Origin of the sequence: Acinetobacter sp. ABJ_C1_1, from assembly GCF_044684115.1 — a bacterium.
GTDB lineage: Bacteria > Pseudomonadota > Gammaproteobacteria > Pseudomonadales > Moraxellaceae > Acinetobacter > Acinetobacter nosocomialis_A.
Genome location: NZ_JBITPU010000027.1, coordinates 1 through 18079, shown reverse-complemented (window position 1 = coordinate 18079; position 18079 = coordinate 1). Strand labels below are relative to the sequence as shown.

Below are 18079 nucleotides of genomic sequence, written 5' to 3'. Positions count from 1 at the left end.
GTAGAAAATTTATTGCATTAATATTAAAAATTAGCGTTTACTTTGTATAACTTATGTTGATTTAATTAGAGCAATATGTAATTCAAAAAATTCTTCAAGAATTTTTATAATATTTATAGAAGCATAAAATATAAATATAAAGATTTATCAATTATAGTAAAGCACAGCTTATTAAATATGTATTTATGATTAACAATATTAAATTAAATAATATAAAAACTTTCCGACCAAATCCAACTTATTTTTGAGAAACCAAGTATTATTCAAAAACAAAATTACTCTAAAAAAGAGTTACTTTTAACTCTTTTTTATTTCAAAAATAGAGAATTATCAGTTTATTTTTTTATTTATTTAAAACCTTAAATATTTCTTCTAAAGTCATCCCAATCGCAAGTATTTCACTATCGTGATGAGGTAAACCATCAATTTCTAATCCAACGGGTAGTTTCGATTTCGCTCCCTTTCCAATGGGTAAACTCAGCCCTGGCAATCCGATATTACTTCCAGGATCTGTATTACGAATGAGTGTCTGGAAATTTTCAATTGAATTGGATTGTTCATTTGCTAGCGGTGCAACAATCGGTGATGTTGGGAGTAATAAAGCATGTAAGTTATGCGCTTTAAATGTGTTTTGGTAGAGTTCAAGCAATTGTGGCCGAGCTTCACTAATCGCTTTTTCATACAAAGGTAAAACTGGAACAAGTTGCCCCATCGGATCTAGAGTTAACTCAGGAAGAATATTCAGTTTAAAAATTGCCTGTACATCTGGGCTTGAGATCTGATCGACTATAGCCTCTATGGTCAAATTTACATGATGATCTTTCAAATATTGAATCAGGTCATATTTGCCTTCATAGATGGCCACAGGAAATGAAATAGCTTGATTGAGTTGTTCTAAATTCGGCATATCGACAGGAATAATTTCGACTCCAGCATTCTTTAACATTTCAAGCGCAATATGAGCCTGTTCATGAACGTCTTCATCTAAATGATTCCAAAAATATGAATTGATACCGAGTCGAATTTGTTGGAGCTGTAATGGTTCTTTTCTTGGCTCCTGAGTAATAAGCTCATCAACTAAGATAATGTCAGATACGGTATGTGCAATAGGTCCAGCGGTATCTCGAGTATGTGAAATTGGGGTAATACTTTCTTGTGAATATCGTCCTACCGTTGGACGAAAACCCACACAACCATTCAAGGCACTTGGCAGTCGAATAGAAGCACCCGTATCGGTACCCATAGCAATCGGAACCATGCCCGCTGCAACAGCCACCGCACTACCCGAAGAAGACCCGCCCGCAATGTGTAACGGGTTTACGGCATTTCGTATACCCACCACACCTTCTATATGCATGGCAGTATTATAACCTGTTACCCCAAAGGCTAATTCGTGCATATTGGCTTTACCAATAATGATTGCACCTTGATCAATGAGCTTCTGAATAACGGGCGCAGAAGTTTGAGGTCTAAATTGAGCTAAAGCTGGCGTACCTGCACTATTTGGAAAACCTGCAACATGAATATTATCTTTAACCGCAATTAAAATACCCATCAAAGCTGGACACGGTTTTCCACTCAGTAGATATTTATCCCAATATTGAGCTTGTTGAATTGCTGAAGCCTTATCTGTGCTAATAAATGCATTTAAGGATTGCTGTTTTTCAATATTATCGAAGTAATGATGTACAAGCTCTTCACAAGATACTTTTCTTTCATGAATGAGTTTAGTAATGAAATCTACTGAAGCATTTGATAGATCAAGTGATTCGATCCAATTAATTTTTTCATTTGTATTTAACATAGTAATTTTTCATCCATTTAAGTTGTAATTTTAGAAACTTAGTACAAATTGCTTATTGATTCGCATCCTCAAAATTGAGGATTGCTTAAACTTTAATATCGAATGAGCAAGGCCATTTCAGTGCGATTATTGCAACCGATTTTTCTCATAGAATTGTTCAAATGAGTTCTTAATGTAGTAAAGCTAATATCCAGTAAATTGGCCACATCTTTATCACTTAAGCCTTTAGATACCAAGCGAACCACTTCTTGTTCACGCGAAGTCAAACCGTATTGGGTTGATAAATCAGTGGGTAAGGCTTGAGTAAAATAAGGTTCAAGCAGGTTTAATATTCTTTTTTCACGTTCACTAAACATGTCGGCGTCTTTCGCACGCCAAATGCGTAAATCACCAATATCCATACCATTTCGGACAAAATAAATATTTATGCCGTGATACAAACCATAGGCTCTTAAAAACTCATTGTAATAGGGTGTTTTTTTCAGGTCTGCGAGAGGCATGACTTCATTTACAAATGTTGGTTTTTGACGTTTGCGAAGCTGTGCCGTAATCGGATCATCAAATTGCCAAACACACTCATAGTCCTTCATGGCTTTTGGGTCGATTTTCCATATCACGCCTTCTTTCGATAAGTTATGGGTTGAATCCCAAATGTAAGATGCAGCGAAATCAGCCCGTAATAAAATGGCAATATCTGCAAGAATATTTTCACGTAAATTGTATTGCCCTTTCCCTGAGCCAAGTTTCCATAATATTTCGGAGAACAATGTAAACTCAGATGGACTGAAATCCTTTTCTAAAAGTGCGGTCATCGTTTACCTATATAACGAAATCCATCGAATTTTAAGAAGATCGGTTAAGTGCTTCCTTAGAACTTAATACCAACAGCATCTTTTTATAATATGTCTATTTTTTTATTTGATAGGTAAATATTAGATATATTTTCTATTAAAGAGTGAATATTTCATAAACCACATATATATTTGATTAATATTAAGTTTATTAGATTTCTTTTGATATGCTGCAAAAAAGTTAAATCTAATAATCATTTTACTCACATAAATGACAACATCTTATTCTTCAGGCATAAAAAACCCACTTTTTAGAGCGGGTTCATGTCAAAATTTAAAATGACTTTAAAATTTCAGACGTATATTTTCTTCAGATTTTTTAGCCTTAAGATATTCATCTAAATCTTCTTGGGTTACTTTAGAAATATCAACATAACTAAGCGAACCGCTTTCCAGATCAATATTATATTTTTGAGATAAAAGCTTATTGTAAAGTGATCTACTTGAACCAGTTTTAGAGTTTAAAAGCGTGCATAAACTACCAACAACCTCTAAGTCTACTTCCGATTGCTTTTCCTTTACAAAAGCTTTCAATTGCGCATCTCTAAATATATCTTGTGTTACTTCCATAACAAACTTTTTATATTTTGGACTATTTTCTTCGGCAGCTAACTGAATAGCTTCAAGAGGTACAGTTGTATGCCATAATGATTTCCTGAGTTCACAAACAAAAACCAAATCATTGGTTTTTAGATCTTTTGTTGCCTTATTTTTTATTAATTTATCTATTTTATAAGAGTTACTTTCATATTCCTTTGAATGTTCATTTCTTTGGTATTGCATATAAAGATAATTCCCAACTATATAAAGAATTGAAGAAAGAGCTAATACAAGAATTCCTATTAATATTTTATTAATCATATTTGATACCCTATAAACGTATTAACAAAGATATCAAATTGACTATTTAATGTCTCTTAAAAAAACTTATAGAGCATTAAGTGCCTTCAGGAAAACTGCTTAAAACTCAATTAACTCGTCATTATCTTCCGAATTGGATTAACCAGTTGGGTGTCTTTATTTTCCATGAATAATTCAGAAATAATGCAAATCTTAAGCCTCAGTCGCTAAATACCAATTTTTCCAAGAACTGGTTCCTCTCGTTTCAAGAGGCACTGTTGGAATCAGTTTTTCTTTTAATATTTCGGTTTGTTTAACAGCTTTGGCAAGTCTTGCTTTGACTGAATGAATACATTCACGGTCGCCAAATTCGCAGCGGTCTAAAGTAGTTCCACCGCAAGGGCCATTAGCTAAGCCTTTTGGACAAGTTTCAGGGCAAATATATAAAGTATCGCTTAGGCGACACTGACCACAGCTTTCGCAACCGACTAGGCTGTGTTTACTCAGCACTTCTGTTTTAAGTAATACTTTGGCGACCAAAGCATTTCCCCAAAAAGATGCTTTAAAAATAAAGCGTCCAAGCCCCTTGGCAATTTTTGATCCAAACATTGCTTCATGCATAACATGTAGCTGGCGATATTTAATGATTTGTTTAGATGTTGGCTGACGTGAAAAACGAGCAATTTCAGGGGTAAACTCTTTGCCTGACGTGACTTGCCAAAGTGAATTCCAAAGCTCTTCTAAAGCTTTAAGCTCCAAATGTCTGTATTGCTCGACGTAGCTTTCAAGCAGCATTTGTTCTTCTGGCTTATGACAGGCCGATAAGTGAATTCCTGAAAATCCTACATGTTTACATATTAAAATCTGTAAAGCACAGCGCAAATAAACACGGTCTGTATGCCCTGCCTGTTTTTCATCTGCCAAGACTTTTAACATGTGTGGCGTAATTACAATACCAGCGACTTTATGCTTCACCATAAAATTGGCTCGGCCTAAAGTCAGTGGCATTACACAAGCCAGTATTTGCTGTGAATAATTGTTCTTGGTTAAAAATGATTTGGCTTGCTTTAAGGCTTCAATATCATAGCCCAATTGGGTAATGATAAAGTCAGCGCCTGCTTTAATTTTCTTATGTAGTTTTAAATACTGTGCGTCACGCTCAGCTTCAACATATTTAAATGGGTTAAAAGCAACCCCAATACGGAACCCGCCATGTTGCTTGGCAGCCATTACGGCGTTTACCGACTCTAGGTATCTACTACGAGGCTGTCCATCTCGACCATTATGGTGTTCTTTGAGTTTATCGCCTGTAAGCAATAACAAGTTTTGAATATTGGCTGCTTGAACTTGTTCTAAAAATTGCTCAAAGTCTTGTATGTCTCGGGCCTTACCTGAAAAGTGTAAGACTTTATCGATTGAGTCTGGGTAACTTTTGCTGGCTTCAAGCGGCGCGATATCATGATCTGAATGTACACGATCTGCCAATGTCATTGCAGCCGGATATCCTGCAAACTCATGTTTCACAGGATAAATTTCATGCAGTGAAGTGAGATATTCCACCAACACAAAAAACTGGTTTTGCTTGAAGCAGGGAGAAACGTGTGACATAGGCAAAGTGCTGATCAAAACATGACATCAATCATAAGCGCGGCATTATAAATCAAAGCGCATCAAGATGCGCTAGTCAGAAAGCTCATTGTTTTGCTTATCTTCACCCTCTTTATTTCTAGGTAATTCGAGTGAGCGAGGAAATATAAAATCGAAAGAATCGAGTGCATAACGGTAAAGCTGAGCTGGCCGTTTGCCTACAATTTTACTGTGGTTGGTTTCTTCAACTGCACCCGCTTCTATCATACGGCGTCTAAACGCTTTTTTATCTAAAGATTGCCCAAGAATAATTTCATAAATGGTTTGTAGCTCAGTCAGCGTAAATAATTCAGGCATGAGACTGGCTGGTAATGCGGTATAGCGGGTTTTATTGGTTAAACGCTCTAAAGCTAAGCTGAGCAATTCATTATGATCAAACGCCAACGCTAAATCTTGTGCTTTTGCTACAGGCACCCATTCGCTGTACTCAGCCAAAGCTTGGTGTTGATAGGCATTAAAATCGATTAATGCAAAATACAAAATCGTCACGGCCCAGCCACGTGGGTCACGTTTAGCATTACCGACAGAAGCAACTTGTTCCAAGTAAGGTGAAGCAATCCCTGTTTTTTCGACCAGCTTACGATAAGCCGTGGCCATCAAGTCTTGATCATGCTTTAAATCGGCAAAACCACCTGGTAAAGCCCATTGGTCTTTGGCTGGAAAGTTGGGTCGCTTAATGAGTAATACCTGCAACTGACCATTAAATACCGAGAAAATAGCCATATCGACCGTGAGTAAAGGTGCGTCATAATCTCGGCGATCATAACTGGCAAGGAATTCTTGTTCAGTTTGAATAGTCACGTTCAGTCTCTCAATAAAAATGATGAGCCGATACCCATGCAACGGCTCATCTAAACTCAGTTATGCGATGGATAAACGCTCGCGAATTTGATCCAAAGTACACTCATATTGAAGTTTACCATTTTCAAAGACTGTTTTAAGTGCTCCGCCTTGTTCTTGTTCGGCTGTTTGCTCATCAAACAAGATAAAACCATTTTCACCTTCTTCGATGCGTAAAAGACCTTTCGCAGATTTTTTTACGCCTGAGTCAGTAATCGGGTCTTTAAACAGCTCTCGGCCTACACCATTCACTTGTCCCCAAGTCGCTTTCACAGCAAATCCAAAGGTATCGCGAGTTAAGTAGTTATAGGTAAAGCTGCCTATACCAAACACCAAGTTGTTTGAAGCAAAACCTTTGGCTTCTAATCCTTCTAAAATACGCTGTGCGCGATCTAGGGTAATGGAGTCGCCATAAATTAAACCGACACGTTCATTGAGTACTTTATAGCCTTGGTCAGTTGTTGTACCACCAAACACTTCCCATAAACATTCAACCGCACCTTTGTAGGCTGGGCTGCCGACTTCGGCGTCTGGGTCACCACAAATAATTTTGACAGGGTCACCAGAGTCTGGACGGAAAACCAATTTAGCCAAGCCTAAAGCATTGGGTTGTCTTGCCAGAATTTCAGGTTTTAAAGCCACCGTAAACTCGGTAATCACTCGCCAAAAGTCCCAAGTATCAGATACAACACTCACCACACCAGACGGATAAAGCTCGCAAATTAAACGCTTAAATGTCTCTAGCTCACTGTTTTCCGTCCCCATACACATCACACTGTGTTCGGTTGCTGGTACAGATACACCAATCACACCTGTTGCATTGTAATATTCTTCTGCGTAGTCAATTGAAGCAACCGAGTCTGTTCCAATAAAACTGGTTAAGTGACCCACACCAGACTGAGCAGCATCATAAATTCCGCTCATGCCACGGCTACTAAAATCGTGTCCTTGCACAGGTACAAAATCGAGTGGTGCGCCAGTTTTTGCGGCATATTGAGTTAATAAACGTTTGTACTCGTAAGCAATCGTTGCAGTAGTACAGCTTTTCCAAAGCTCAGCACTTAACACGGTTTCAATATAATTAGTTAGCCAAAAGAAACGCGGATCGGTATTAATTACAGTAAGCACGGGTACACGCATATTGACGCGGCTACCTTCTGGCAATGCTTTAATGCGTAATGGTAAATAGCCCAAGTCGTGTAATGCTTCAATGTGGTCAACTGGCACAGCACCTTCACCTAATGATCTATCCATACGGCGTTTATATGCAGCCACCACTTTGTCTTTAGGTTGCTTAAAAAAGCCTTCATTCCATGTATCGATTAAAAAATGTTTAATAAAACCCTGAAGACCAAAGAACACAACTTTATCATCGAAGTCAGGCAACATTTTAGCAAGTCGAGATGAACGCGGCGTAAAGTTTGCGTACACGTACTCTGTACCTGCCGGATACTGACGTCTGTGATCAGCTTTATAAAAATCGATAGCGTTTAATGGATTAAGTTTAATCGTCATCTTTGTTCTCTTTATTTTGCTGCAAAAGCAATTACTGAAATTTTGTCTGATGGTTGTTGTGGAAAGCTGTCCGAGGTAAACAGTTGGTCAAGCAGTCCATCAAAAACCTCTATTCCTTTACTGAAAATACCGTGGGTCACGTATAGAACGACCTTATGGCAATTGAGGCGACGCAGTTCTTTGGCAATACCAATAAAAGTCGCACCGCCGTCGCAAATGTCATCGGTAATAACAGCTGTTAATCCTGATAAATCAATCGCATGTACATGTGTACCTAAAATTTTTCCAGTTACAGGGTCACGTTTTTTATCACACTGAATAATAGTGATGGGTTGTTTACGCTCACTATTAAAAGCATCTGCAACCATTTGTGTGCGTGCTTTTGCGCCTTTGTCTGGGCAAACCAGCACTGTTTTTTCATCTTTTAACAATGTGCTTAGTGCTTCGCTCTTAGCAATGATGTCGACTGAACTGACATTTACAACTTCGCTAAAAGAAGTATTTGCAGCAAGTAAGGCTGTAGTGACTTCACTATGGCAGTCCCAAACAGTGATCTTGCCTTGCTTGCCCGCTTTTTTGTCTGAGTTGATGTTAAGTAGCTTCGTCATCACATCGAGTGAGAATGCTTGGCCTACTGCACAAATACGGTCCTGACGTGCATATGGAAAATACGGAATTTCTAAGTCAACTGTTAGCTCCTGATTCAGCAATATATTTTCAAGTAACAAATAGTCCATCACATCGTGACTTGAGGTCATTTGTGCACGGACCAATACCTTGCCAGATAGTGAACCTAATGTTGTCTCATCAATCTGAACATGACGCTCGCCACCAGAAAACTGCGTGAATTTCACTGGAATCTCATTTCTTGCCGCATCTAAAAGCTGGATAGCCATATCATCCTCTTTTTGTCTGATGACCTTTGATGAATATATAGTGGCATAAAGCCACTATATATTTCAAGTCTATTTTTCAAACTTTTTAAAGCCATCGCTGAATGACACTTGATGTGAGATTTTTGACACATATTTCGAGATTGTTTCAAAATCACTAGACAAAACTTAAAGAAAACAACAGCTGTAATTTTTTCAAAAAGAATCTAAAATGTAAGCTATTTCTTATCAAAAAATATATCTAACGTTTAACAAGAATTTTAAGTATGAAATTTTTTACACGATCAGAAGCCCGCTCTGCGGCAAGTAGAGCTCAAGCCAAAACTAGATATGTCTCGCTAGAATCAGTGCTTATTGAAGGTATCAAAAACCAAGAAAGACAAAATAGTTTTGATATATTTTTATCTCATGCAGTTAAAGATGCAGATTTAATACTAGGTGTTAAAACTCTATTAGAAGAAAGTGGTTTTACAGTATATGTTGATTGGATTATTGATCCCTTATTAGAAAGAGATAAGGTTAATGCAATTACAGCAGATATATTAAGAAAAAGAATGAGGCAATGTAAGTCATTAATTTATATCCATACATTTAGCTCAAAAGAATCTAAATGGATGCCTTGGGAACTCGGGTATTTTGATGGATTTCGTCCTGAAAAAGTTAGTGTTCTTCCGTTAACTTTTGAAGAAAATGAAGAATTTAAGGGACAAGAGTATTTAGAGCTTTATCCAACAATTACTAAAAGTGAATACTTTAACGAACTCAAATATGCATGGGTAAAGGGAAAAAGATTACCAGATTTTATTAATTAACAAGAAAACTGTTAGATTGCCATATAGCAATCTAACATATCTAATTATGCAATTTTTTTTACACCTTTTAGAATCAAATGAATAACTTCATCAATAAATGGTGTTTTCATTAATTTTCTATAATCAACTACAGATAGCCCAGCCAATGATGCCAAATGATCAATATCTATACTTTTAATCTTAGCAATAATATCAAAATAGTTGATTTCATAACCTTGTTGTGACAAATAATCTATTAATTCATCATAACCTTCATTATTTGATAACTGCCAATCTAATGTCAAAGTTTCAGGTATAGTATCCCCACTAATTATCATACAGATATCTTTTATGATTCCACCTAAACCGCCCACTAAATATATTGGTTTATTATATTCAATCGAGATTAAAAGCTCCTCAAGAACACCAGGCATTTTACCTTTATAACCTTTAGGTCTCCCCCCTGCAAAAACCCTAATATCGCTATTAGATATTGATTGTTCCCGCATAAATGTTAGTGATCTAGACCAAATAAATTTGCTAAAAGAATCTGTAGGGGGTAAAAAAACTGATTCATCTACTTGCCCATCTATGTCATCAGGAATGCCATATTTAATTTGTGAAATGATTTGATCATATTTAATTTTCCATTTGCTTAAATCATTAGTGATATGCAATGGCCAAGCCAGATGATTCTCGACTTTGAATTCCCTTTCAGGCAATCTATTTTGTAAAATACTAGCCTCATCAAGAAGAAATTCAGTAAAACCATCTTTCCTTAAATCTCCTCCAAAAATAATAGTATTACCTCTGACGAGAAGATGCCTAACAAGCTCTTGTGAAAATCGTTTCAACTCATCTTCATGAATGTGTATATTCTCAAAATCTTCACCATATTCAGATATCGAAATACCAATTTTTTTATTTTGTGTATTCGAATCTCCAACTGCCCATAAAGGAGTTGAAGGTTTCACCTTTAAGAATTCAAGCCAATCCATCTCTTCAGCATAAATAGGAGGCTCTGGATAACAAATTTTTAAAACTTCACTTTCATTAAGTGTACTTCGTAAAGAAACTATTTGTTGAATTTCAGGAGGACGAGCTAAAGCAATTGCTGTCGAGTCTATCCATAATTGTTGCTTATAATACTCTAGGAGAGATATAGAAAAATTAAATCTAATAGTTTCAGTTAACGCAGCAACTAGAATATTTAGAATTTCGAATTTAGTTGGCTGATCAGTAGGTGCAATATGTACGCATGGCACATTCGCAGCTGGCGGAAATATTCTATCCTCGTAAACTTGTAAGCAGTTTACTGAAATGATTGGTCTATTATTTTTTTTAGCTTCTAAAATTTCACGCTGACACCAATAGCGAGATGAATATGCATCAGTAGTAATAGCTATTAACGTAGATTTATGAATATGACTAATTATCTCTGTATCAAATTGATAACCAACTGAAATTTCTGAGGCATCAAAGAAATTTTTCATATTGGTTGTATCAATATAATGCTTGATTGCTTTTGCATATATTTCACCCACTTCTCCTTTCTTAGCATGGCTCAAGAAAAGATGAATAGATGTATCAGACCCTACAGACGGTGATTCTGTATCAACAAAACCAAATCTATACAACTCATGTAATAATTTTAAAATAGATTCTAATTCACGTGTCTGATCATCATCTGCCAAACTGAATTCGTATAATCTCAAAGCATTGCGCTTTAAAAGAGCACCTTGATGGTTGCAATGCTTCAAACCATTTATATCGAAAGCCACAGGAATAAGTGACAAACTTTGATCTACAGGGAAATTTTTATAAAAATCAATCCATCTTTCATCTGCGAGTGTATTCTCACTCATACAGATAAATACTATATTTCTTTGAGCTAAACTAATGGGATAACTCGGAATTTCGCTTAAACTACTATAAAAAAAAGTAGGAATATTTAATTCACGCGAAAAAGGCCGCTCAATATCTCTCGTTAAAAATCTTCTAAAAGGCTGACAATACTTTTTAAATGATTCATTATCAGCATGGTGCCAAACAAAATGTATTGCTAAAGGTGGTGTAATAATGTCAATCAATGGGTAACTCCATGAATATTGCATTTTGCATTGTAACCCAGCATGACTCTAGAGTTATTTATCAAATGCTTCCTTTGCGTTCTTGCAACATATGCATCTTCAATCCATTCAACCAATTGTTGATCTAAACTAGGATAGGGATAAAATCTTGCATAACAATTATAATGTTGTTGATCCCAATTATTCTCAAATCTAGCAGGTAAATAACAACGATTATTTTGGCTAGGTAATACAATCCCTATTAAACCATTCGGTAGAGTGTAAGCGTCATATCTTAATGAACTTTTTATCTCCCAATCCACATACCTACGACTGTGCGTACAACTACCAAGCAACACAATGGTAACAGTACTATCGTCTAAGTACTTTTGGCGAATTCTTCTCATTACATATTCAGTATCAGTACTGTTAATAAACTCATCATTGTCATTAGCACCAAGAACTTTAGTAATAAAAAGATGACCAAACCTTTTTATAAAATTATCAACCTCTATTCGATCACCCTTGTAATGAGAAATGAAAACTTTACGCCGAATCATAGTTACCATCAAACAACCTTTTATTTTTTATTAATTTTATCATAACATTAATAAAACCTAATGCATCTTATTGATATGAAAAAAATTACTGACTCTCTTTCCTCATATATAGCTAAGCATCTAACAAAGTTAATTTTCATAATTCTTCTTGCTATGTTAATTAGTATGTTCTACATAGACTACTCAGCTTGGGTATCTGAAAAATTTAAAAACAACTTTTCAATCGTATCTTCCACGATTGTTACAACTGTAATTTGCTTAGTAAGCTACATAGCCTTTACAGCATATCTTGGTAAAAAGTATTCTTTGAGAATAGACAAACTAAGTTTAGGTGGATTAAATATATTATTTGATACATCTAGAACTTTATATACCAATAGTGTTTCTAACTTTTTAGATTCCAAAAGAACACTTTTTAGAATTGAGCCAAAATATGATAATTTTTCAGATGTATTCGAATCATATTTCGAAACTTATAATTTTTTCCGTCAAGAAATGAAAATTCTTGATCCAAAAAGAGATAAGGATCTATATGACCTAACAAATAATATACTCCAAGAGCTAAACAAGTTTTTGACTAAGAATCAGAATAACTATCGTCGTTGGTATCAAAAAATTTCTACGGATAATACCATCGAATATTCCGGCGAAGGAAGTGGAAAATTTTTCTACAACACGACGATCTACGAAATACAAAAGACTTACTATGCTTATGCTGAACTATTAGATTCCTTTAAATCAATTAATACCTTTTTTGAGAACCATGTTAAGGTTCCATTTGAAATAAATTCTGAAAAATGGAATTGGTAGAGTTATTAGAACTATTTTTACCTTTCATTGGCCTAGATAAATCATATTCAGCCTTATCCTTATCCTGAAAAGTTAAATCTATTAGATATCTTAATTTTTCAGGATTATTTACAATATCATCCCAATTAATGACTGAAATAAATGATTTATGAGTTAATAAATTATCTATTATTCTGTCTGACATATATGGATATCGTTGCTCATACTCTTCTCTGTCATTGATAGACACCCAAGTAGTCGATGGATAAAGGCTTTTTTCACCCTCCCCATGAGCAGCCGTGTAATATTTACAATTAATTGTAGGTAAATTAATAACAAGTATCCCTGATTTTTTATTCTTTTTACTATCTCTCATACTTGAATAAATTTCCCAATCAATATGCTTTCTATTCTTAGTCTCGAGACCAACCAAAAGGATCAGTACAGAAGAGTCTTGTAAATATTCATCTCGAATTTTCTCTCTTATAGTTTCTGTCGATAGAGAATCATCAATTTCACCTAGTTTCACAGATTGATTAATAAAAATTTGATGCTCCTCATTTAACTCCTCAAGATAATCTTTATAATCTTGATCTAAATGATGGTGATAACTAATAAATACTTTATGTTTGTTCATATACATTTTCTATTTATGTGAATTAATTAAGTCAACAATTTCATTAGAAATTTCATCAACCGTGTGTGTTGCAGTTGAACGTGCAACCTTATCAGCTAAAGAAGGGCTAAAATCAATTACTTGCTGCTTTGTTAAATTATGCCAAATTGGAAGTAAAATCTGCTCTCCTGAAACATTGCGAGTTACAATTCCATCCAGTTCATAATTAGTCCAACCTTTAGCTATAAAAGAAGGAGATAAAACAACTAATCCAACTCTACTTTTAGCAAGACCTCTATCAATTTTTTGACGAAGGCTATCTCCTATCTTTAAAGCGAACTCGTCATACCAAACCTTTAAACCTTTATTTGTAAGAGATGTAGCAAACTCTCTTACGAAATCATCTTTATCTTCTGAGGCATGGGAAATAAATACATCAAACGTTTCATGATCATTTGCTACTTCGGGTTGTTCTCTATAAAGACTAGGTACTTCACTTAATGGCATTTGTCTTGCCTCAGGTAATGCAGAAGGTAAAATTCGTATTGAAGATTTTGTACTTCCTCTTAAACCCTGCATATCAACAGTTAAATACCATCGTCCAGAACTTGGAATAGCTATCCGATAAGGACTTCTTGTTACAAGTCCTCCCCTATAACTATGTCGACGACCATTTTTGTAATTATTAAAATCAGAAGATTGCATTAATCGCACATTTGCGGCGGCTGTTAGGGTAACTTCAATAATTTCACCAGACTTTCTGCTACCTAAATCATATTGTATAAAATTCATAAAGTACTAATTTAAAATATTATTTAACTCCATACTAAGATTTATTTTTTAGTATGTAAAGTGGTATCCGCTCTTTAAACGTCATAAGATGACGCTACTGATATAAATTTATTTCTAGAGAAGTTTTGATTAAAAAACGTATCATTTAATTGAAATTATACTTCAAATTTAATAATGACACTTATACCAACCCTGCTTATCATCCCATACAACCCGCCCTGACTCTAATGGTGTTTGTTTATATAGAACATTTAGCCCAGATGAGATTTGATTAAAATTATTCAACCAGCCTTTTACATTAATTTTCAGATTAGTATGATCATTTGAAAAACCTTCTAAACTAGCGATAACCAAACCATCAACTTGACGATACGTTGCCTGCCCTAAAACGATAGTACCTGTAAATTCAGACAATCCTGTATTTTTACAAATCGTTTGACCAATATCTTTCGGTTTAGGAGCATTGGTTATGAGATTTCTCTCATACTTATTTTTCAATTGTTGTTGTTCAAGTTTGTATTGTTCAATAGCTTGCTTTTTCTTATTGTCTTCAATATTTTTCTTCGACTGGTAGGCAGCTACATTGCTATATACGTCATCATCAGAAATTACAAATGTCTTTAAAGTTACCAAATTTAAAGGCTGATTGATTCCACCTATACGTGATGAGGTAGGCTCAATTGAAACATTCCATGATTTTTTTGATGCACATTTAAATGTGCCCATTGCAGAGGCCAGACTTTGATTATCTAAAGCCGAAATATGTGTACCTTTTAAATAACGAAAATCGCTTTTAGACATTTGAAAAAAACGTCCCTCTTGACTGGTACATAAGTTACTCATGTAAGAATGCGGAATTAAAGCATCAGGTACAGCGGGTTGAAATAGATACTCTTTACCATTGCCATCTTTACCATTGAGAGATTTAGCCAAGATTAAATTATTCGGGGTTTTATAAGCTTTTACATCACTGGGCCTAATTGAATCAGCTGTTACACATCCAATAAAAGCTAAACATGAACTGACAATAATAAATAAATTTATATTTTTCATAAAGATGATTCCAAAACACAAAACTAAGTATTTTTACTATTATTGAGGGATGCAAGATTAACACAAAAGAGGATTATAATCCTCAAAATACATTAATTTAATCTAGAATTTTTTTAAATTTGGAGTTGTATTTTATGCCTAAATTTCCAGATGACTACCGAATGACACGTCAAGAAATAGATGATTTACGTCAAGATACTAAGAATGTGCTGCAATCGCCTGCCTATTTGGCACTGCTAAGTCAGATAAAGCCATTAAATTTATCAAAAGTTAGAATCTTAGGTGCATATACTTATATAACTCGTACCCTATTAATTATTACTGTTCCAATTAGAAAGTTAACGAATGAGCGTGATATCGCTCAAGCAGCCGCTTATGTACTTCGAGAAAGTTATATTAAAGCTGCACGTACTGAGAAAGTACTTTACGTAGAGAATGATACTCTATGGAGTAAGACTCCATTTGATAAACCAGTTTTCATTAAACAACTATCTGGACGAAATCCTAATCTTTCAAAAAAAATTGCTAATCGCAGAACATTTAAAATTAAAAAAAGACATGTTAACGATGTAACCAAATAAATTATTTTAAATCAATAATTTCCCTTAAATTAGCACCCTGACTTAAACATGCTAGCTTGTGAGCCAAATTATACAGCTTTGATTATCAGGGCTAAATATACTGGATATGCCAATTTAATATTCTAGATAATAAGATTATCCCTCATTAATCTCTCGGCAACAAAATTTGAGGTTCAACTTCCAGGATATGAGCGATTTCATAGAGCTTAAGAACTGTAATATTCACTTCACCCCTCTCAATTCGACCTAGATAACTACGGTCAATATTACAAAGTAATGCTAATTTTTCTTGGGTAATTTTCTGATCAACTCTACAGGTACGAATTGCCTGACCAATTTTTTTTGCTAAATCATTCATAAGTTCTATTCCCATAAAGAATAGAACTATTCATTTTTGAGGATTAAGTATCCACGGCTTATAATCCTCATTAACTCTAGACTTATAAGAATATGCCTATTAAGCCCTCAATAAGCCAAAATTTATTAGAGATAGCTCACAATTCACATCAATTTTCTCTTATATATTTAGACATAAATCGACAAAAGGGATTATAATCCTCATTTTTATTGTAAAATTTTAAATGGATGAAATTAAGCATTCTCTTAAACAGCAATTTCTTTTATTGATGGAGAACGAAGTTCTTCTTACATGGTATACCCCCAAGGACCTTTGGATGAGATTTGAGGAGCAATCTCAGACCATCAAATGGCAAACCTACTCTCTCATACGAGAATTAGAGAAATCTGGGTATATAAGAAAAAAATATGATGAATCTGGTAATTTTTATTATTCAGAAACCGATAAATTGACCGAATTTAGGATCATACACTGTAAGGAGAAAGCTGTAAGAATATTAACTGAAAAGCTCAAATTAATTGAACTTGAAAAAAAAGAAAAAGTTATGGAAATACAGTTAACTAAAGAACTCAGCAAACAACTTCCTGAAATCAATTTTTGCCTTAAGAATCATATAAAGAACAATGAAGATATTTTAATAATGTTAGATTATAAAAAGAATATTATATTTAAAATCATCAACAATATAGAATCATGCATTTATTAACAAAATAAAATATTTAATTAATGTTTATTATTTCTATAATAAAAAAAATAATCCAAAATAATAAACACTTGCAAATAATCAAAAAACATCTATTTTTGTATTATGTTTAAATTATTCTTATTATTACTATGAAGACAAATCAGCAAATCAAAGATGATTTTGAGCAATCAGGAATAACAATTTCTGATTGGAGCTTAAAACACAACTTTTCTAGAGATCTGGTATATAGAATTCTAAATACTAATCGATTACCAAAACGTGGTGAAAGCAGGCGAATCGCAATCGCGCTTGGATTAATAAATGAGGAGAAAGAAACATGAATTAAGAAAAAATAAAGCGGACTCATGGAATCCGCTCTACCGTTTGCAATCAAAAGATTACTAACTAGTGGTGTTTTTAGTATCTCTTGATTGCAATGTCTCGTCAAGTCTTGAGCAGCATGATCATTACTGCTCAAAGCCTTGTCTCATCTTAAATAATGTGAGAGCAGCTATGCAAGTAAGTTATACAGAACATAAAACAATGCAACTTAATCAAAATTTACCAAGAAAATTTGAAGAAGCATTTCAAAAACAAACACATGTTTCATCCAAATTTATTGGTGAGCGTAGAATAAAATCACGGGTTGGAAGCCGTGTCTCATTCTTTCCGAGCAAAAAAAATTGTGGACTAATCAGTCTAGAGAGCAATTTAGAACTAGCACATGCAATAAGTCTAGAACGTGAAGAAGATATACTACAATACAGAACACAAGCAGTTAAAATATACCTGAATGAGCAACAATATATTATTCCAGATTTTATTATTCGAACTATGTATGGATTTGAAGTTCATGAAATAAAACCAAACTTAGAAACTCTCTCAGAAATAAAAGTTTCAAGATTTGAATTAGTGGAAAAGATCTTAAAAAATTACAATATCAATTTTAGAACTTTTGATCGCACTACTCTTCTATCGAAAGAAGACTACATTTTTCTTAATATCAGTTATCAACGAGCAAATTATAAAAAAATAATTAAAAGTGATCTAGAAAATGCAGAGCTAATTATAAAAAATGGAGTCTTTAACAGTAGGGATGACTTATACACTTTAATGACCTCTAATAATTTAAAAACTACGATTGCTGATTATTTTATTTTCTATAAAAAAATCTTAGGAGTTTAATCATGAAAAATAATTTTAAATTAAATATCGGCGATCGCTTCACTTATTTAAATGAGTGCTATGAAATATGCTATATAGAAAATGGAGTTATTCGATATGCAAACTTTATTAATGGGAGTATGCATTTCATAACAGAACATAATTTAATAAATAAAATTCTAAGTGGAGATATAAAACTAACTATTTTAAGTATTCCCCAGACCTATAAAA

19 protein-coding genes and 1 pseudogene are annotated in these 18079 nt (G+C 34.2%); 7 read left to right on the top strand and 13 right to left on the bottom strand.

The window, feature by feature from the left end; genetic code table 11:
• Positions 1-343: 343 nt before the first annotated feature.
• From iaaH to ACG59Z_RS18330, 7 genes are all read right to left on the bottom strand, one after another.
• Positions 344-1804: an indoleacetamide hydrolase gene (iaaH, locus tag ACG59Z_RS18360; RefSeq protein WP_400200657.1), complete on the bottom strand. Its 1461-nt coding sequence runs from the start codon at positions 1802-1804 to the stop codon at positions 344-346.
• A gap of 92 nt (positions 1805-1896) precedes the next feature.
• The gene (locus ACG59Z_RS18355; RefSeq protein WP_400200656.1) at positions 1897-2616 is read right to left on the bottom strand and encodes a response regulator transcription factor; all 720 of its coding nucleotides are present in this window, start codon (positions 2614-2616) and stop codon (positions 1897-1899) included.
• 324 nt (positions 2617-2940) lie between these two features.
• The gene (locus ACG59Z_RS18350; protein WP_400200655.1) at positions 2941-3516 is read right to left on the bottom strand and encodes a hypothetical protein; all 576 of its coding nucleotides are present in this window, start codon (positions 3514-3516) and stop codon (positions 2941-2943) included.
• Between the two features lie 192 nt (positions 3517-3708).
• Complete coding sequence (locus ACG59Z_RS18345; protein WP_400200654.1) at positions 3709-5103, bottom strand: methylenetetrahydrofolate reductase C-terminal domain-containing protein; 1395 nt, start codon at positions 5101-5103, stop codon at positions 3709-3711.
• 72 nt (positions 5104-5175) lie between these two features.
• Positions 5176-5943 (bottom strand): NrtR DNA-binding winged helix domain-containing protein, encoded by a 768-nt coding sequence (locus ACG59Z_RS18340; RefSeq protein ID WP_396464141.1) that lies wholly within the window; start codon positions 5941-5943, stop codon positions 5176-5178.
• 60 nt (positions 5944-6003) lie between these two features.
• Complete coding sequence (locus ACG59Z_RS18335) at positions 6004-7497, bottom strand: nicotinate phosphoribosyltransferase (RefSeq protein WP_400200653.1); 1494 nt, start codon at positions 7495-7497, stop codon at positions 6004-6006.
• An 11-nt stretch (positions 7498-7508) separates the two neighbouring features.
• The gene (locus ACG59Z_RS18330; protein ID WP_400200652.1) at positions 7509-8393 is read right to left on the bottom strand and encodes a phosphoribosyltransferase family protein; all 885 of its coding nucleotides are present in this window, start codon (positions 8391-8393) and stop codon (positions 7509-7511) included.
• A gap of 263 nt (positions 8394-8656) precedes the next feature.
• Between ACG59Z_RS18330 and ACG59Z_RS18325 the strand changes: the two genes are divergently transcribed.
• Positions 8657-9202, top strand: a complete 546-nt coding sequence (locus ACG59Z_RS18325) for a toll/interleukin-1 receptor domain-containing protein (protein ID WP_396523008.1) — start codon at positions 8657-8659, stop codon at positions 9200-9202.
• 44 nt (positions 9203-9246) lie between these two features.
• Here the strand turns inward: ACG59Z_RS18325 and ACG59Z_RS18320 are convergent, their stop codons facing one another.
• Both ACG59Z_RS18320 and ACG59Z_RS18315 read right to left on the bottom strand, forming a co-directional pair.
• Positions 9247-11271 carry a TIR domain-containing protein gene (locus tag ACG59Z_RS18320; protein WP_396523010.1) on the bottom strand — a complete coding sequence of 675 codons (2025 nt, stop codon included), beginning with the start codon at positions 11269-11271 and terminating at the stop codon, positions 9247-9249.
• On the bottom strand, positions 11268-11819 hold the full coding sequence (locus ACG59Z_RS18315) for a TIR domain-containing protein (RefSeq protein ID WP_086377028.1): 552 nt from the start codon (positions 11817-11819) through the stop codon (positions 11268-11270). Before ACG59Z_RS18315 ends, ACG59Z_RS18320 begins: the two co-directional genes overlap by 4 nt.
• Positions 11820-11885: 66 nt before the next feature.
• On the opposite strand from ACG59Z_RS18315, the gene ACG59Z_RS18310 reads away from it, so the two are divergent.
• Positions 11886-12620 (top strand): hypothetical protein, encoded by a 735-nt coding sequence (locus tag ACG59Z_RS18310; protein WP_396523012.1) that lies wholly within the window; start codon positions 11886-11888, stop codon positions 12618-12620.
• On the opposite strand, the gene ACG59Z_RS18305 is transcribed toward ACG59Z_RS18310, so the two are convergent.
• The 3 genes from ACG59Z_RS18305 to ACG59Z_RS18295 all read right to left on the bottom strand — a co-directional run bounded on the left by ACG59Z_RS18305 (position 12577) and on the right by ACG59Z_RS18295 (position 15060).
• Positions 12577-13236, bottom strand: a complete 660-nt coding sequence (locus ACG59Z_RS18305; protein ID WP_038346543.1) for a TIR domain-containing protein — start codon at positions 13234-13236, stop codon at positions 12577-12579. The two genes, ACG59Z_RS18310 and ACG59Z_RS18305, sit on opposite strands and share 44 nt — an antisense overlap.
• 9 nt (positions 13237-13245) lie before the next feature.
• Complete coding sequence (locus ACG59Z_RS18300; RefSeq protein ID WP_396523014.1) at positions 13246-14007, bottom strand: DUF1883 domain-containing protein; 762 nt, start codon at positions 14005-14007, stop codon at positions 13246-13248.
• A 168-nt stretch (positions 14008-14175) separates the two neighbouring features.
• Entirely contained in the window at positions 14176-15060 is an 885-nt protein-coding gene (locus ACG59Z_RS18295) for a hypothetical protein (RefSeq protein ID WP_396523016.1), read from the bottom strand.
• Positions 15061-15377: 317 nt separating this feature from the next.
• On the opposite strand from ACG59Z_RS18295, the gene ACG59Z_RS18290 reads away from it, so the two are divergent.
• Entirely contained in the window at positions 15378-15641 is a 264-nt protein-coding gene (locus ACG59Z_RS18290; protein WP_171068463.1) for a hypothetical protein, read from the top strand.
• A gap of 145 nt (positions 15642-15786) precedes the next feature.
• On the opposite strand, the gene ACG59Z_RS18285 is transcribed toward ACG59Z_RS18290, so the two are convergent.
• Positions 15787-15999, bottom strand: coding sequence for a helix-turn-helix domain-containing protein (locus ACG59Z_RS18285; protein WP_400200651.1), 213 nt, complete (start codon positions 15997-15999; stop codon positions 15787-15789).
• Positions 16000-16222: 223 nt separating this feature from the next.
• On the opposite strand from ACG59Z_RS18285, the gene ACG59Z_RS18280 reads away from it, so the two are divergent.
• The 4 genes and pseudogenes from ACG59Z_RS18280 to ACG59Z_RS18265 form a co-directional block, all read left to right on the top strand.
• On the top strand, positions 16223-16705 hold the full coding sequence (locus ACG59Z_RS18280; protein WP_396523019.1) for a hypothetical protein: 483 nt from the start codon (positions 16223-16225) through the stop codon (positions 16703-16705).
• Positions 16706-16833: 128 nt separating this feature from the next.
• Positions 16834-17025 (top strand): DNA-binding protein, encoded by a 192-nt coding sequence (locus tag ACG59Z_RS18275; protein WP_038346524.1) that lies wholly within the window; start codon positions 16834-16836, stop codon positions 17023-17025.
• A gap of 172 nt (positions 17026-17197) precedes the next feature.
• A complete protein-coding gene (locus tag ACG59Z_RS18270) occupies positions 17198-17869 on the top strand; it encodes a hypothetical protein (protein WP_400200650.1) in 672 nt (223 codons plus the stop codon).
• A gap of 2 nt (positions 17870-17871) precedes the next feature.
• Positions 17872-18079, top strand: a pseudogene (locus tag ACG59Z_RS18265) (transposase); the annotation flags it as partial.

Bases quoted from the DNA above. Each gene is read 5' to 3' on its own strand.
- iaaH (WP_400200657.1), bottom strand. From the start codon at position 1,804: ATGTTAAATACAAATGAAAAAATTAATTGGATCGAATCACTTGATCTA.
- ACG59Z_RS18355 (WP_400200656.1), bottom strand. From the start codon at position 2,616: ATGACCGCACTTTTAGAAAAGGATTTCAGTCCATCTGAGTTTACATTG.
- ACG59Z_RS18350 (WP_400200655.1), bottom strand. From the start codon at position 3,516: ATGATTAATAAAATATTAATAGGAATTCTTGTATTAGCTCTTTCTTCA.
- ACG59Z_RS18345 (WP_400200654.1), bottom strand. From the start codon at position 5,103: ATGTCACACGTTTCTCCCTGCTTCAAGCAAAACCAGTTTTTTGTGTTG.
- ACG59Z_RS18335 (WP_400200653.1), bottom strand. From the start codon at position 7,497: ATGACGATTAAACTTAATCCATTAAACGCTATCGATTTTTATAAAGCT.
- ACG59Z_RS18330 (WP_400200652.1), bottom strand. From the start codon at position 8,393: ATGGCTATCCAGCTTTTAGATGCGGCAAGAAATGAGATTCCAGTGAAA.
- ACG59Z_RS18325 (WP_396523008.1), top strand. From the start codon at position 8,657: ATGAAATTTTTTACACGATCAGAAGCCCGCTCTGCGGCAAGTAGAGCT.
- ACG59Z_RS18315 (WP_086377028.1), bottom strand. From the start codon at position 11,819: ATGGTAACTATGATTCGGCGTAAAGTTTTCATTTCTCATTACAAGGGT.
- ACG59Z_RS18310 (WP_396523012.1), top strand. From the start codon at position 11,886: ATGAAAAAAATTACTGACTCTCTTTCCTCATATATAGCTAAGCATCTA.
- ACG59Z_RS18305 (WP_038346543.1), bottom strand. From the start codon at position 13,236: ATGAACAAACATAAAGTATTTATTAGTTATCACCATCATTTAGATCAA.
- ACG59Z_RS18300 (WP_396523014.1), bottom strand. From the start codon at position 14,007: ATGAATTTTATACAATATGATTTAGGTAGCAGAAAGTCTGGTGAAATT.
- ACG59Z_RS18295 (WP_396523016.1), bottom strand. From the start codon at position 15,060: ATGAAAAATATAAATTTATTTATTATTGTCAGTTCATGTTTAGCTTTT.
- ACG59Z_RS18285 (WP_400200651.1), bottom strand. From the start codon at position 15,999: ATGAATGATTTAGCAAAAAAAATTGGTCAGGCAATTCGTACCTGTAGA.
- ACG59Z_RS18280 (WP_396523019.1), top strand. From the start codon at position 16,223: ATGGATGAAATTAAGCATTCTCTTAAACAGCAATTTCTTTTATTGATG.
- ACG59Z_RS18275 (WP_038346524.1), top strand. From the start codon at position 16,834: ATGAAGACAAATCAGCAAATCAAAGATGATTTTGAGCAATCAGGAATA.
- ACG59Z_RS18270 (WP_400200650.1), top strand. From the start codon at position 17,198: ATGCAAGTAAGTTATACAGAACATAAAACAATGCAACTTAATCAAAAT.